This is a genomic window from Limnovirga soli (genome assembly GCF_013106755.1).
Taxonomy (GTDB): Bacteria; Bacteroidota; Bacteroidia; order Chitinophagales; family Chitinophagaceae; genus Limnovirga; species Limnovirga soli.
Map to the genome: position 1 here is coordinate 47,820 of NZ_WHPF01000013.1, position 13,039 is coordinate 60,858.

A 13,039-nucleotide genomic window follows, 5' to 3' on the forward strand; every position below is an offset into this window, starting at 1 on the left:
TAGGTATCAGGTTTTTTAGTTTTGGGCGTTTTAAAAACTGGTGTTGTTTCTAAAACATGATGCAATTTACATCCGTTTATCCGGCCATTGCAACTGATATGGTTTTTCAAATAACCGTAAAAGACACAATTTTAAAAAGGGTAAAACTGCCCTTTTTTTGGTGGTGAGACATTTATTGGGCCAGGCAGTAAATTCTTTATCGCCATCCGTTGCGTCGCACTCTTGTGCGTTTGGGTACTTTGTGCAGCAGTAAAAACAAAGAAAAATTGTAAAGAATAATTGGGTAAAAAAGTAGTCATAGTAATAAATAAAAATGCGTGTAGTTTACACGCATTTTTATTTATTACTAATTATGATGTATAAAAAGCTGCACGATGTTATACAGTACAAGAGTGCGACGCAAGTAAAGCAAGATGGCTTAACCTATGCCCGGCTCCTGCTACTATTTCCAATTGGGCAATGTGCCTGTAATAACCGGTGCATTGCTATTGGCCAGTTGCTGTTGTAATAACTGAATGGCAGCATCAATACTTTTTACTTCGGCGTAAGCTGTGGTAAATTGTTTTTCTGCCACATCGTAAGAGCGCAAATAGGTAGTGGTTGGTGCGGCACTATTACCCCACAAGCCATAGGCAATCGTATTTAATCTATCACGTATGCCGGGTAATGTTTCAAATTGCCGGGCAGCCAAACTGCCGTTGCCGTTAAATTGTATTTGAACGGCATCTATACGTTTTTGTATGGCATTGGCATCTGTTGCAATACTTAATGGCAATTGTGGTGCGGCTATAACCGCGGCTTTTATTTGTTTTAATTTATCGCTCAGCTGTTGAAAGTAAGCGTATGTGCCATCAACGGCACGGCGTAATTTGTATACTTTGTTATTATAAGCCATTAATGCATTTTTATCTGTTGCAGGCAGGCTTGCCCAGTTAAGTGCCTTTGTAGTAAAAGGTACTGGTGCGGCCAATTGGGTAAATATGCCATCTTCAAATTTATGCAGGCCTATCGTATAATTGCCAGGCAGTGCTTTGTAGCTGCTGCCACCATCGGAGCTATACTCTTCCATATTGCCGCTGGGGTAACGAAAATCCCATTCTATTCTGTGTAATCCCTTACCGGCATTTGTTTTTATACGGCGGATTGCATTGCCATCGGCATCATAAATGGTAAATAGCAGGTAGGGCTTTGGTTGCTGGTCTTCTAAAAGCAAAGTATCTGGCGAAGGATAATAAACCGGTTCGCCTTTCTTAATTTTTTCACCCTCGGCCTTTTGTCTTTTTTGTTGCAGGGTTTGCAGGTTATCTTTTATATAATAAGTAAATACACTGGCAACCTTTGGGTTGGGAGTGGTAAAATAGCTTTCGCCCATAGATCCTTTTTTACTATCGCCATAACCACCCAGCGGACTAGCTTCATCAAACATCCAGGCATCTTTAACCGGGTATATAACTGCATCTTTCGCCTCATCTTCTTTTTTAATATTGCGCATGGGTGAGTAATCGTCCAGCACATAAAAGCCGCGGCCAAATGTAGCAATTACCAAATCGCTTTCCCGGCGTTGTATTTCTATATCACGTACAGCCACGGTGGGCAGGCCAGCTTTTAGCGGTAACCATTTATTACCTCCATCCAGGCTGGCGAAAATACCAAACTCGGTACCAGTAAATAATAAATCGGCATCCATATGATCTTCGGCAATACTATAGGCACTGCCTCTTTCAGGTAAGTTATTCTGAATGGCAGTCCATGTTTTTCCGGCATCCCTGCTGCGGTAAACATATGGGTGAAAATCGCCATAGCGGTGGTGATTAAAAGTTACGTACACCGTATTCTTATCATGTACCGAAGTAATAATTTGGTACACATATGCTTTTTTAGGCACACCCGGAATATTGTCTATGGCCGTCCATGTTTTTCCGCCATTGGTGGTTACCTGTATTAAGCCATCATCCGTTCCGGCATATAGCAGGTTTTCATCAAATTTGCTTTCGGCAATGGTGGTAAGCTGCCCGTATATATCAGTTGATCCATTTTTAGCAACGGCATCAACACTCCATATTTTACCCATGATGGGCAACTTATTTCTGTCTTCGTTACGGGAAAGGTCGGGGCTTATTTCGGTCCAGGTATTACCCCTGTCGTCGCTGCGGAATAGTTTGTTGGCGCCAAAATACAAACGCTGGTGATTGTGTTGCGATACAATGATGGGTGCATCCCAATTCCAGCGCAAGGCAGGCTCACCAGCAGCTTCTACTGGTCTGATGTCTACTTGTTCACCACTTTTTTTATCATAACGTACAATGCCTCCATATTGCGATTGGGCATATACGGTATTTGGGTCTTCTGGGTCAACCTGACTTTCAAAGCCATCACCCCCTGTTGTAATATACCAATCTGCATTACTTATGCCATGGTTATTAATGGTACGGGATGGGCCACCCATACTGTTATTATCCTGAGTACCGCCATATACGTTATAAAAAGGAAAGGCATTATCAGTAGCTACTTTATAAAACTGGGTAATGGGCAGGTTGGCTTTATAATTCCAGTTGGCAGTGTTATCGTAGGTTTCGTATAATCCGCCATCACAGCCCACCAGCATATGGTTGGTATTGGATGGGTCAATATAAATCACATGATTATCTACATGTTTGTTTTTGGTAGGTACTGCTTTCCAGGTTTGGCCGCCATCCAGAGAAAGTTGTATCAGCATATCGCAGCTGTACACTTTATTTTCGTTATGCGGGTCTACAAAAATGCGTTCGTAATAGTTGCCTGAGGTACTTAAACCGCTTTGTTTTTGCCAGCTGGCACCACGATCTGTACTACGAAAAAAACCACCTTTATCTCCAGCAGCTTCAATTTGGGCATAGAGAATATCGGGGTTGGAAGGGGCAAAGGCAATACCTATACGGCCAACATCACCACTGGGCAGTCCATTGGTTAATTTATGCCAGGTGCTGCCGCCATCGGTGCTTTTATATAAGGCACTTTCCGGGCCGCCTGATACAAAGCCATACACTTTACGCTGGCGCTGGTGGGCTGAGGCATAGAGTACATTGGAGTTACGTGGATCCATCATAATATCGCAGAAACCGGTATTGGTACTTACGGTTAATACGGCCTTCCAGGTTTTGCCGGCATCAATGGATTTGTAAATACTGCGTTCACCAGCGCTATCCCATAATGGTCCGTAGGCAGCTACATACATAATATCGCTGTTGGCGGGGTCTATTACAATTCTACTAATATGCTCGCTTTTGGTGAGGCCCATATTGGTCCAGCTTTTACCACCGTCTTCGCTTTTATAAATGCCATCGCCATAGGCTACACTGCGTTGATTATTGGCTTCGCCGGTACCTACCCAAACAATATTGGGGTTGCCGGGATCCAGCGTAACACAACCAATGGAATAGGCACCTTCACCATCAAAAATGGGATCGTAGGTAACGCCATTATTGGTGGTTTTCCAAACACCGCCACTGGCAGCGGCCACATAATACTCAAATTTATTTTGAGGGTTAATGGCCAGATCGAACACCCGGCCGCTCATTAATGCAGGGCCCAGTAACCTGAATTCAAATGCATCTAAATTAATGGCAGATGCGGAATCTTTTTTGGTAGTGGCACTGGCGACTGCACCTTTTTTTTGTGCAATAAGGTTGATAGAACCGCCCAGTAATACCACAGATAGAAAGCAAATATGCAGATACTTCATAGATGGGGAATTTATTAAACTAAGGTAAGGCAGATTATGCGAGGGGTCAATTTTAAATGAGCAATGGTTAATGGCTATTATTTTATACCTGCTGCCATGAAAGTGGAACTATGAAGTGATTGCGACGCATGCGGCGATGCCATATAATACAACAGCCGGTATTAATAATAGTACCGGCTGTTATGCATTTATTTTTGTTAGGAGTATTATGCTTTAAAAGCTGTCCACCCCTGGGCAGTAATATCGAATGTATTGCCGCCTTTTGTAATTATTTTGGTGCCTTCCTCGGCATCGGTAATATAACCAATTACGCTTATTTCTTCGTTTAAAACCAGCTTATCGTAGGCTTCCTGTTTTAGGGTAAACAGCAGTTCGTAATCTTCGCCGCCGCTTAATGCGCAGGCGGTGGGATCGAGCCCGAATTTAAAAGCTGCTTTGCGGCTGTCTTCGGCAATGGGCAGTTTTTCTTCGTAAATACGGCAGCCGGTATTGCTTTGTTTGCAAATGTGCAGCAATTCACTGCTAAGCCCATCGCTTATATCCATCATGGCAGTGGGTTTTATTTGCTGCTGTTCAAAAAATGCAATGATATCTTTACGTGCTTCGGGCTTTAATAAACGGCCGGTAATATATTTTTCGTCTTCCAGGTCGGGCTGCACATTGGGGTGTTCCAGCCATATTTTTTTCTCTCTTTCCAGCAGGGTAAGCCCCAGAAAGGCGCCACCCAAATCGCCGCTAACACATATAAGATCGCCTTTTTCGGCAGTGCTTCGTTTTACAAAATTATCGGGGGCCACTTCGCCTATGGCGGTTACTGAAATCACAAACCCTTTATGCGAGGCTGAGGTATCGCCGCCAATAAGGTCTACCCCATATTTTTCGCAGGCAAAATGAATGCCTTCGTAAAACTCGTTTAATGCTTCTACACTAAATCGGTTGCTAATACCTATGCTTACGGTAATTTGTGTAGGTATGGCATTCATGGCATAAACATCGCTAAGGTTTACTACTACGCTTTTGTAGCCCAGGTGTTTTAGCGGGGTGTACATCAAGTCGAAATGCACGCCTTCCAACAGCAAATCGGTAGTAATAACGGTTTGTTTGCCAAAGTGGTCAATCACGGCGGCATCATCTCCAACGGTTACAATGGTAGAGGCATTTTGTATTTCAAAATTTTTGGTAAGATGATCTATCAGGCCAAACTCGCCCAGGGTGGCTACTTCTGTTCTTTGTTCACTCATAATTTAATCTCGTTATTAATAACGCCTTTAAGTTCGTTGTGTATTTTGCCATTGGTGGCAATAATGCCGGGCTGGTAAGGATTGTAGGGGGCACCGGATAAATCAGTTACTTTTCCACCGGCTTCTTCTACAATCAGGTAGCCGGCTGCACTGTCCCAGGCCTGTAATTTATGTTCGTAAAAGCCATCAAAACGGCCGCAGGCTACCCAGCAAAGGTCTATGGCAGCACTTCCAAGCCGGCGTACCGGAATACCTTTTCTAATCAGGCGTTCAAAAACCTGAAGTGGTCCGTTGGGCATATCCAGGTAGGTGTAAGGGAAACCCGTTACCAGGCAGCTGGTGCTTACTTTGTCTTTTATACTTACCTGTATGGGCTTATCATTTAAGGTGGCGCCCATGCCTTTTTGGGCAAAGAAAAACTCGTTCATAAACGGGTTGTATACGGCACCCATTTGCATTTTGCCTTCTATTTCTACACCAATGCTTACACAGCAAATAGGTATGCCGTTGGCATAATTAATGGTGCCATCAATGGGGTCTATAATCCATTTGTACGATGATTCTTTGGCAATTTCGCCTACTTCTTCGCTTAGTATAAAATGGTCGGGGAAATCGGCTTTTATTATATCAATAATTACTTTTTCGCTTTTATGATCTACTTCAGTTACCAGATCGTTTATGCTGGATTTATTACTAATGATAAAAGCTTTATCAAAATTTTCTTTTAAAACTGCCCCGGCAGCTTTGGTGGCTTTTAACAGCGTTTGTTTAATTAGCATGCGCAAATATACATTGCCCAAAGGCTTTTCTAAAATTTTGCAACTCTGTTTAACCCTGCCTGCTATGGCCGGTGGCATTTTTTAAGGCATACCTTTAAGTTCGCATTATTTATTGTTTATTTGTAAGTATCAAAATACTGTCATGAAGTGCGCTTTACTAATCATTTGCTTGTTGTGTATAGTACCAGGTGCTTTTATACAGGCACAGGAAAAAAAGGAGCTGAGTTATTATGCCTTTGATAGTGCCTGGAACCCCACCACTAATGTAGCCGAGGCTGCTTACCTGATGCAATTAACCAGGGAAAGCGATACCGCCTTTATTTGCCGTTATTATACGGCCAATAATGCCATGCTACGCCAGGAAGCCTATGCCGATGCGGCATTATCCATACCCAATGGCCGTTTTTGCTGGTATGATGCCAATGGCAATTTAGACAGTACCGGCATATTTGAACAAGGCAAAAAAGACCTAAACTGGTATTATTATAACGATAGCCTTAAAACCACTATTTCCTTTTATTATAACATGGGTCAACTACAGGAAACCCGGGATTATGTGCACAATATTTTTACCGATTCTATTGGCAACCAAACCAACCTGAAAGAAAAAGACAGTATTGCCCGCCTGCAATACAAGGCAGATAGTGCCAGTGGCAAGCTTTTACAAAAAGAAGCCATGTACAAGGGCGATATCAGCAACTGGACTAAATACATCAGTAAAAATATGGAAACACCTAAACGACTGATGAATTTAAAGGAAGATGGATTGTATGGCATAAATGTTACATTTACCATTGATAAAAAAGGCCATACTACTGATATTTATCTGATGCATTCCTGCGAGTTATCAGCGGATAATGAAGTATGCCGGGTAATTGCCGAAAGCCCCGTTTGGCAGCCTGCCACCAAGAATGGCGCCACTGTTTTTTTCCGGCAAAGGCAATGGTTGTATTTCCAGGTAAGCAAATAATTTCCGCTCCTTTTTAAATTAGATGTTATTAGCCCGGCAATGGTTAATAATGCAGCATCCGTTGCGTCGCACACTTGTACGGTTGGATACTCTTTGCAGCTTTTACCCCAGTATATATTAAAGCAAGGCCGGTTGGTGGGGATGCCAACAGTACCGAAAATAACTTGCCGCTAAAAATAATTGCCAAACAACTATTTGTATTAAAAAAAATACTAATTTAAATTCCATAAGTTACAACCATCTTCCTGTGATTAAAGCGTAGGCTTTACAAAACCAAACCAATACCATAAACAGTTTTGTAAATTATATACATGCAATTCAACCAATCGCATGTATTTTAAATTCAACCTTTAAAATACGCTATAATGCGGATACAAATCATTAACGAACCACTCCATTTACATCTTTATGGCTTTAAAGACACGGCCATAAATAATAACTACGCCGCCAAAGCCTTTACATTAATGGATAAAATGTGGCAGATTGTTAAATCAAAAAAACTGAGTAATAAAGGGATTAATATTTGGGTATACGAACAGGCGAAAAGCATCTTTGCCGGTGTGGAACTTAACCAGATTACCAATGAGGATACTGGTTTGGAAGAAAAAACCATCACATTATTAAAGTATGCCTCTTACAAACATATTGGCCCATATAACTTAATACCACAAACTGGGCTGCTGATAACTGCTGAATTAAACAGGATGGGCTACCAAACTATATTACCTTATATTGAAATGTACGGCCACTTTACTAACGACGAAACCAAACTTGAAACCAAATTGCTGATGGCATTAAAATAATTAGTATAAAAATGCTTACGAAGGTGATAAAACATCAATTATAAAAAAGCATTTACCGCCAGGCAGTTGAATTGAACAAAACACTAATTTACTAACCGTAAATTAGTGTATAAATTGGGTTAACGCAATCAGCAATACAATTTGTGTAATACCAGTTTGTTGATGATCAATAATTTTACGTTATACAAGATAATGAAGACCATAAATCTTTGAGTTAGCCCTACTTTATTTGAAAACATTACAAAAAATATTGAACTTTTTTTCGTCCGGCAAAACCAAAAACATTTCTCCAATTGCTGATGAAAGAAATATGGATTTTGATGAAAAGTTAAACGATGTAGGAAGTTTTATATATGAGGAGGATGGTTTTATATTTCAGATGATACCTGCGCAACAAAAAATTCAATGGGCCGATATTGAACGCTTAATTGCTTATAAAAAAGATTTTTTAACCACAGATGAAGTTTGCTTAGATATATTGTTTAATAACAGGAAAATAACCATAACAGAAGCAACACCAGGTTGGTATCAGTTTATTCAAAAGACAAAATTTATATTTCCAGGTATTCCTAAAAATTGGGACAGTGAAATACTTCAACCAGCTTTTGCATTAAATCTTAAGGTCTTGTACCAACGAACAGACAGAGAAATTCCAGACGAAAATAATTTTTACGCAAGTTTTAGTTATACCACTAAAACAAAAATTAAAGAATTGCTGGAACTAAACAATTGGACAGTTCGTAAATCTGGCTCTACTGACTTTGAGTTTGAAAATAGTTGGACAACATTAACACTGGAAGGAAATGACAATGAACCTTTACTAAATGGCATGGTGGCATTTCACAATGATAATATTATGTTACTTAACAGGTTATTTAATGCTTTAGCCTGTGAATATGTGTATGAATTTTACGATAAGGACAACAATCTTATTCTCGAAAAAATAAGCAGCTAACATTGTAGTTGTTGTTTTGAATATAAGTGAATACACTTTAATCTTTTTAGCGCCCCGCCAACATTGCCTTTGCCCTAAGCTGCATAGTATTCCCAACCGTACAAGAGTGCGACGCAACGGAAGCCCGATACCGGATAAATTGCCTGGCTAATAACTAATTTTGCAATATACACCAGCCGCCGCATCATACATTTTCTGTGTCTTGTCACTATATCTGCTGTTAAGCATTTTGGCTAAATAAACGCAGCTTTTTAAACTAACTTTGGTTTTCTAATACACAATAATGCGTACACATTCAAAGGAAACACTAAGCCATTTAACCCCCGATTTGGCACTGGCTATTTTGAAAGAGGGTAATGACAGGTTTGTGAAGAATTTAAAAGCCAATAGAAATTTATTACAACAGGTTAACGAAACCTCTAACGGGCAGTTTCCTTTTGCTACTATTTTAAGTTGTATTGATAGCCGTACTTCGGCAGAACTTATTTTTGATCAGGGGCTAGGCGATATTTTTAGCATACGTATTGCAGGCAATATTTTAAATGAAGATATTTTGGGCAGCATGGAATTTGCTACCAAAATAATGGGCACAAAAATTATTGTGGTACTTGGCCATACCAAATGTGGCGCCATAGAAGGTGCCTGCAACCATATAGAAATGGGCAACCTTACTGCATTGCTTAATAAAATTAAACCTGCCATTGAACAGGAGAAGGCAACTACCGAAAACAGAACCGGAACTAACGAAGCATTTGTAAAAAATGTAGCTGCCCTAAATGTGTTTTTAACTATTGACCGTATTAAAGCAGAAAGCCCTATAATTGCTGCCTTGGAACAGGAAAGTGCAATAAAAATTATAGGTGGGCTGTATGATGTAGATAATGGCAGCGTATCATTTTTTGCTGGTGAGCCACTTTCAACTTAGTATTTTTTACACTTTATTTAACCATGCCAAAACCGGCTTATCTTGTATCGTATAATAATAACCACAATGCCATTTTATGAAAACATGTATTTGCCTTGCCTGCTTCGCCTGCTTTTTGGTAGCTTGTAATACAGTTACGCAGCCGGCGCCAACCGTTAGCCCATTACAGGGTACCTGGCAATTAATATCGGGTACTACCATTGAAAAAAATGATACAGTTGTTACCCTGTACACAACAGGCCGCTCATTTATTAAAGTAATTAATGCTACTCATTTTGCTTTTATGGGCCACGACCTTAGCAAGGGAAAGGATAGTGCTGCTTTTTATTCCTCCGGCGGCGGCACTTATACTTTACAGGATAGTGCCTATACCGAACACCTGGCCTATTGCAACGACAGGGCATGGGAGGGCAATGATTTTAATTTTACCATTACCATTAGCAACGATACCCTTATACAGCAAGGGCTTGAAAAGATTGACAGTATTGGCGTAAACAGGATTAATATTGAAAAGTATGTACGCTTTAAATAGCCGTGGTTTAGCTGCGCAAGGTGTTTAAAGTACAATTGCTCATGAGCCATCGGTACACACAGTCACAAGAAAGATAACGGACAGACGGCTTTGAGCCGTAGGACTGATGTTGCCATCATCGCTTTGCCGATCATTCTTACTGCATAGGAAGTGTGCGACGCAACAACAGCCTCTTTTAGCACAGTTGTTGGGTACATACATTGTAATAAAACCAAATTTTTTAAAAGCATTTTTTAGCCGGGCAATTTGTTTTTATGGCATCTTTACTTGCGTCGCACACTTGTGCGGCAGCACCTAATTGGGCTTTTAACAGCCAGATACACCACCTTCAAAATAAAGCATAAAAAAAAGGCGAAAGCATATGCACTTTCGCCCTTTTTTTATCAACGGTTATTCTTATTGGTGAAAGCTTTGGCCTATAAACTGCAGGGCATCAGTAATGCCGGTGCGCCAGTAGGTCCAGGTATGTGCGCCATCGCGTACACGGTATTCGTGCGGTATTCTTTTCTCTGATAAAGCAATATGCAATAAGCAGTTGCCCTTGGTAAGAAAATCGTCATCGCCGCAATCTATCCAGTAACGTACTTTTTTAAGATCATCGGCCGATTTATCTTTTACCAGTTGTAAAATACTATTGCTATTCCAGGCAGCATTCAGGCGGTCTTTGCCTTTTATGTCTTTACCATAAAGTTGGGCAAAAGTATTGTTCCAGTTATTATCGGGCATAGTGGTCATGGCATCATCATCAAATACGGCAGCACTTAAAGGGGCACAGGCTGCAAACAATTCTGGATATTTTATAGCATAAATTAAAGTGCCATACCCGCCCATAGAAAGTCCGGCCACGCCACGGTATCTTTTCTCGCCCTTTATATGATAGTTTTTCTCAATGGTGGGCATAAATTCTTTAATAAAAAAGTCTTCATATTTCTCCTTGCCATCGTAGGAGTTAATGTACCAGCTGGAGTCGGCATTGGGCATTACAATAATCATGGGCGGAATGGTACCATCGGCAATGGCTTTATCGGCATAACGGTTTATTTCGCCAAACTGTAACCAGCCGGTATTGTCGTCAGTATAGCCATGCAATAGATACACAACAGGGTAATATCTGTCGGAGCTGGTATAATCTGCAGGCAGGTAAATGGTATATTTTACCGCCTTGTTAAGAATGGCACTTTTTACCGTTTGTGTTTCTATTACTTTTCCTGCAGGCTGGGCAATTGCCAAAACGCTACAGCATACACACATAAAAAACAAAAGCATTTTTTTCATAAAGCAAAATATTGAATGAAGGTTTTATTTTGAAACCTAAATGTAACACTCAATTATTGAATAAAGGGGGAATCTAATAAACAAACCTCTACCTGGCAGGCAGTTGCCACAAAATAAAAAAAGCCCTTATGCATTTGCATAAAGGCTTAAGATAAGGGTTGAATATGCTTATTGTTTTTTACTCAGTATCAGCAATTCTATGGCCTGTACTTCGGTGGCATAGCGCTTAATACCATCTTTATCGGTATAATTACGGTTTACCAGTTTGCCTTCCACCAGCACTTCCAGACCGCGGGTAAAATATTTTTCTACAATTTCTGCGGTTTTATCCCAGGCAATAACATTGTGCCATTGGGTTTCGGTAATTTTTTCACCTTTGGCATTTTTATAGGTTTCGTTGGTGGCAAGGCTAAGGCGGGCTAATTTTTTGCCGCCTTCCAATACTTTTATTTCGGGGGCATTACCAAGATTTCCTATTAACTGTACTTTGTTTCTTAAACTGTTCATTGTTTTAATTTTTAAATTGTTATTCAAATTTGCTGTTCAACTACGGTGGCCACCGTTTACAACACAAAATTGCAATGCCGGCTAAAGGGTAGCCGGAGATTATTCGTTTAGTTTCGACAATAAATATTTTTACCCGGTTATAAGCGTTTAAAAACGGATAATTTTTCCTATCTTAACTGCATGGAAACCACAACCCGCTTATGTTTGGCCTGTGGCAAACCACTTAAAGGCCGCACCGATAAAAAATTTTGCGACGACTATTGCCGCAATGCCCACAACAATAAAAACAAGGCCGAAGAACCCCTTGTAGTAAAAGAATTATGGCAGGTATTAAAAAAGAACCGGCGAATTTTAGAAGAAATGCTGGGTGCCGAAGAAATGATAAAACAACCCAGAACCAAATTTATTACCAAAGGCTTTCAGTTTAATTACCATACCCACCAGTACACCAATAAAAAGGGCAATATTTATACCTTCTGCTTCGAGTATGGCTATCTTTCACTGGAGGGCGATTGGCTGTTAATAGTAAAACGTAGCCCCAATATATAAGGCTTTTTATCCGCTCCAGGCAGTTTGTTTACCCCGTTTAACTAACAAAAAATCAAAAATTATACAACATATTTGCTAATGAACGTTAATTTTACGGCATGGCAAGAATACAAACCGATAAAGATGTATCACGCAAAGAAGTGATCATTAAAGCCTCAGCCAAGCTGTTCAGAGAAAAAGGCTATAAGGCTGCCAGCATGAGAGACCTGGCCGTAAAAGTAGGCGTAGAGGCTGCCAGCCTGTACAACCATATCCGCTCTAAAGCAGAATTACTACACGATATTTGCTTTAACGTGGCTAATGTTTTTTTCGAACATATGAACGAGGTAGAATCTACCCAAGCCACCCCCATAGAAAAGCTGGAAAAGTTATTGCGCTTTCATATAAAGCAAATGCTCGAAAACTTTGAAGAAGTATATGTAAGCGACCGTGAATGGCGTTACCTGGCCGATCCTTACCTGTCCAATTTTCAAAACCAGCGCCGAAGTTACCGCAAGCGTTTTGCATCCATTATTCAGCAGGGTATAGAACAGGGGCAAATCAATAAAATTGATGCTTCTACCGCCGTACTGGTATTGCTACACGCCATCAGCGGTATCGACTCCTGGCACCGCAGTACCCACAAAGTAAGTGGCGAAGAGCTGGAAGAAAATATTGTAACCATACTAATACAGGGTTTACAAAAATAAAACTAACAATGGGGGCGTTGCCCCGCTATGCAGCGGGGCCGGGCTTTCCGTTACAAGTCCTCGCTCACTGCGTTCGCTGCGGGCTTTTCACTG

At 40.6% G+C, this 13,039-nt stretch carries 12 protein-coding genes; 7 read left to right on the forward strand and 5 right to left on the reverse strand.

Annotated elements, in window-relative coordinates:
• Window positions 1-442 precede the first annotated feature (442 nt).
• From GD597_RS16995 to GD597_RS17005, 3 genes are all read right to left on the reverse strand, one after another.
• The gene (locus GD597_RS16995; protein WP_171609101.1) at window positions 443-3,721 is read right to left on the reverse strand and encodes a VPS10 domain-containing protein; all 3,279 of its coding nucleotides are present in this window, start codon (window positions 3,719-3,721) and stop codon (window positions 443-445) included.
• Between the two features lie 206 nt (window positions 3,722-3,927).
• Complete coding sequence (gene thiL / locus GD597_RS17000) at window positions 3,928-4,962, reverse strand: thiamine-phosphate kinase (protein WP_171609102.1); 1,035 nt, start codon at window positions 4,960-4,962, stop codon at window positions 3,928-3,930.
• A complete protein-coding gene (locus GD597_RS17005) occupies window positions 4,959-5,741 on the reverse strand; it encodes an inositol monophosphatase family protein (protein WP_171609103.1) in 783 nt (260 codons plus the stop codon). The genes thiL and GD597_RS17005 overlap by 4 nt, the downstream gene beginning before the upstream one ends.
• A gap of 142 nt (window positions 5,742-5,883) precedes the next feature.
• On the opposite strand from GD597_RS17005, the gene GD597_RS17010 reads away from it, so the two are divergent.
• The 5 genes from GD597_RS17010 (at window position 5,884) to GD597_RS17030 (ending at window position 9,926) form a co-directional block, all read left to right on the forward strand.
• The gene (locus GD597_RS17010; RefSeq protein WP_171609104.1) at window positions 5,884-6,711 is read left to right on the forward strand and encodes a hypothetical protein; all 828 of its coding nucleotides are present in this window, start codon (window positions 5,884-5,886) and stop codon (window positions 6,709-6,711) included.
• A 365-nt stretch (window positions 6,712-7,076) separates the two neighbouring features.
• A complete protein-coding gene (locus tag GD597_RS17015; protein ID WP_171609105.1) occupies window positions 7,077-7,514 on the forward strand; it encodes a GyrI-like domain-containing protein in 438 nt (145 codons plus the stop codon).
• Between the two features lie 229 nt (window positions 7,515-7,743).
• Window positions 7,744-8,469 (forward strand): hypothetical protein, encoded by a 726-nt coding sequence (locus GD597_RS17020; protein WP_171609106.1) that lies wholly within the window; start codon window positions 7,744-7,746, stop codon window positions 8,467-8,469.
• 283 nt (window positions 8,470-8,752) lie between these two features.
• Window positions 8,753-9,394, forward strand: a complete 642-nt coding sequence (locus GD597_RS17025; protein WP_171609107.1) for a carbonic anhydrase family protein — start codon at window positions 8,753-8,755, stop codon at window positions 9,392-9,394.
• A gap of 76 nt (window positions 9,395-9,470) precedes the next feature.
• Complete coding sequence (locus tag GD597_RS17030; RefSeq protein ID WP_171609108.1) at window positions 9,471-9,926, forward strand: hypothetical protein; 456 nt, start codon at window positions 9,471-9,473, stop codon at window positions 9,924-9,926.
• Between the two features lie 396 nt (window positions 9,927-10,322).
• Here GD597_RS17030 and GD597_RS17035 read toward each other — a convergent pair whose 3' ends face one another.
• Both GD597_RS17035 and GD597_RS17040 read right to left on the reverse strand, forming a co-directional pair.
• Window positions 10,323-11,201: an alpha/beta hydrolase gene (locus GD597_RS17035; protein ID WP_171609109.1), complete on the reverse strand. Its 879-nt coding sequence runs from the start codon at window positions 11,199-11,201 to the stop codon at window positions 10,323-10,325.
• A gap of 168 nt (window positions 11,202-11,369) precedes the next feature.
• Window positions 11,370-11,708, reverse strand: coding sequence for a single-stranded DNA-binding protein (locus GD597_RS17040; protein WP_171609110.1), 339 nt, complete (start codon window positions 11,706-11,708; stop codon window positions 11,370-11,372).
• Between the two features lie 180 nt (window positions 11,709-11,888).
• On the opposite strand from GD597_RS17040, the gene GD597_RS17045 reads away from it, so the two are divergent.
• Window positions 11,889-12,257 carry a hypothetical protein gene (locus tag GD597_RS17045; protein ID WP_171609111.1) on the forward strand — a complete coding sequence of 123 codons (369 nt, stop codon included), beginning with the start codon at window positions 11,889-11,891 and terminating at the stop codon, window positions 12,255-12,257.
• 98 nt (window positions 12,258-12,355) lie between these two features.
• Window positions 12,356-12,946 (forward strand): TetR/AcrR family transcriptional regulator, encoded by a 591-nt coding sequence (locus GD597_RS17050; RefSeq protein ID WP_171609112.1) that lies wholly within the window; start codon window positions 12,356-12,358, stop codon window positions 12,944-12,946.
• The last annotated feature ends 93 nt before the right edge of the window (window positions 12,947-13,039 follow it).

Excerpts from the sequence above, each read along its gene's own strand:
- GD597_RS16995 (WP_171609101.1), bottom strand. The coding sequence starts at position 3,721 with ATGAAGTATCTGCATATTTGCTTTCTATCTGTGGTATTACTGGGCGGT.
- thiL (WP_171609102.1), bottom strand. The coding sequence starts at position 4,962 with ATGAGTGAACAAAGAACAGAAGTAGCCACCCTGGGCGAGTTTGGCCTG.
- GD597_RS17005 (WP_171609103.1), bottom strand. The coding sequence starts at position 5,741 with ATGCTAATTAAACAAACGCTGTTAAAAGCCACCAAAGCTGCCGGGGCA.
- GD597_RS17010 (WP_171609104.1), top strand. The coding sequence starts at position 5,884 with ATGAAGTGCGCTTTACTAATCATTTGCTTGTTGTGTATAGTACCAGGT.
- GD597_RS17015 (WP_171609105.1), top strand. The coding sequence starts at position 7,077 with ATGCGGATACAAATCATTAACGAACCACTCCATTTACATCTTTATGGC.
- GD597_RS17025 (WP_171609107.1), top strand. The coding sequence starts at position 8,753 with ATGCGTACACATTCAAAGGAAACACTAAGCCATTTAACCCCCGATTTG.
- GD597_RS17030 (WP_171609108.1), top strand. The coding sequence starts at position 9,471 with ATGAAAACATGTATTTGCCTTGCCTGCTTCGCCTGCTTTTTGGTAGCT.
- GD597_RS17035 (WP_171609109.1), bottom strand. The coding sequence starts at position 11,201 with ATGAAAAAAATGCTTTTGTTTTTTATGTGTGTATGCTGTAGCGTTTTG.
- GD597_RS17040 (WP_171609110.1), bottom strand. The coding sequence starts at position 11,708 with ATGAACAGTTTAAGAAACAAAGTACAGTTAATAGGAAATCTTGGTAAT.
- GD597_RS17045 (WP_171609111.1), top strand. The coding sequence starts at position 11,889 with ATGGAAACCACAACCCGCTTATGTTTGGCCTGTGGCAAACCACTTAAA.
- GD597_RS17050 (WP_171609112.1), top strand. The coding sequence starts at position 12,356 with ATGGCAAGAATACAAACCGATAAAGATGTATCACGCAAAGAAGTGATC.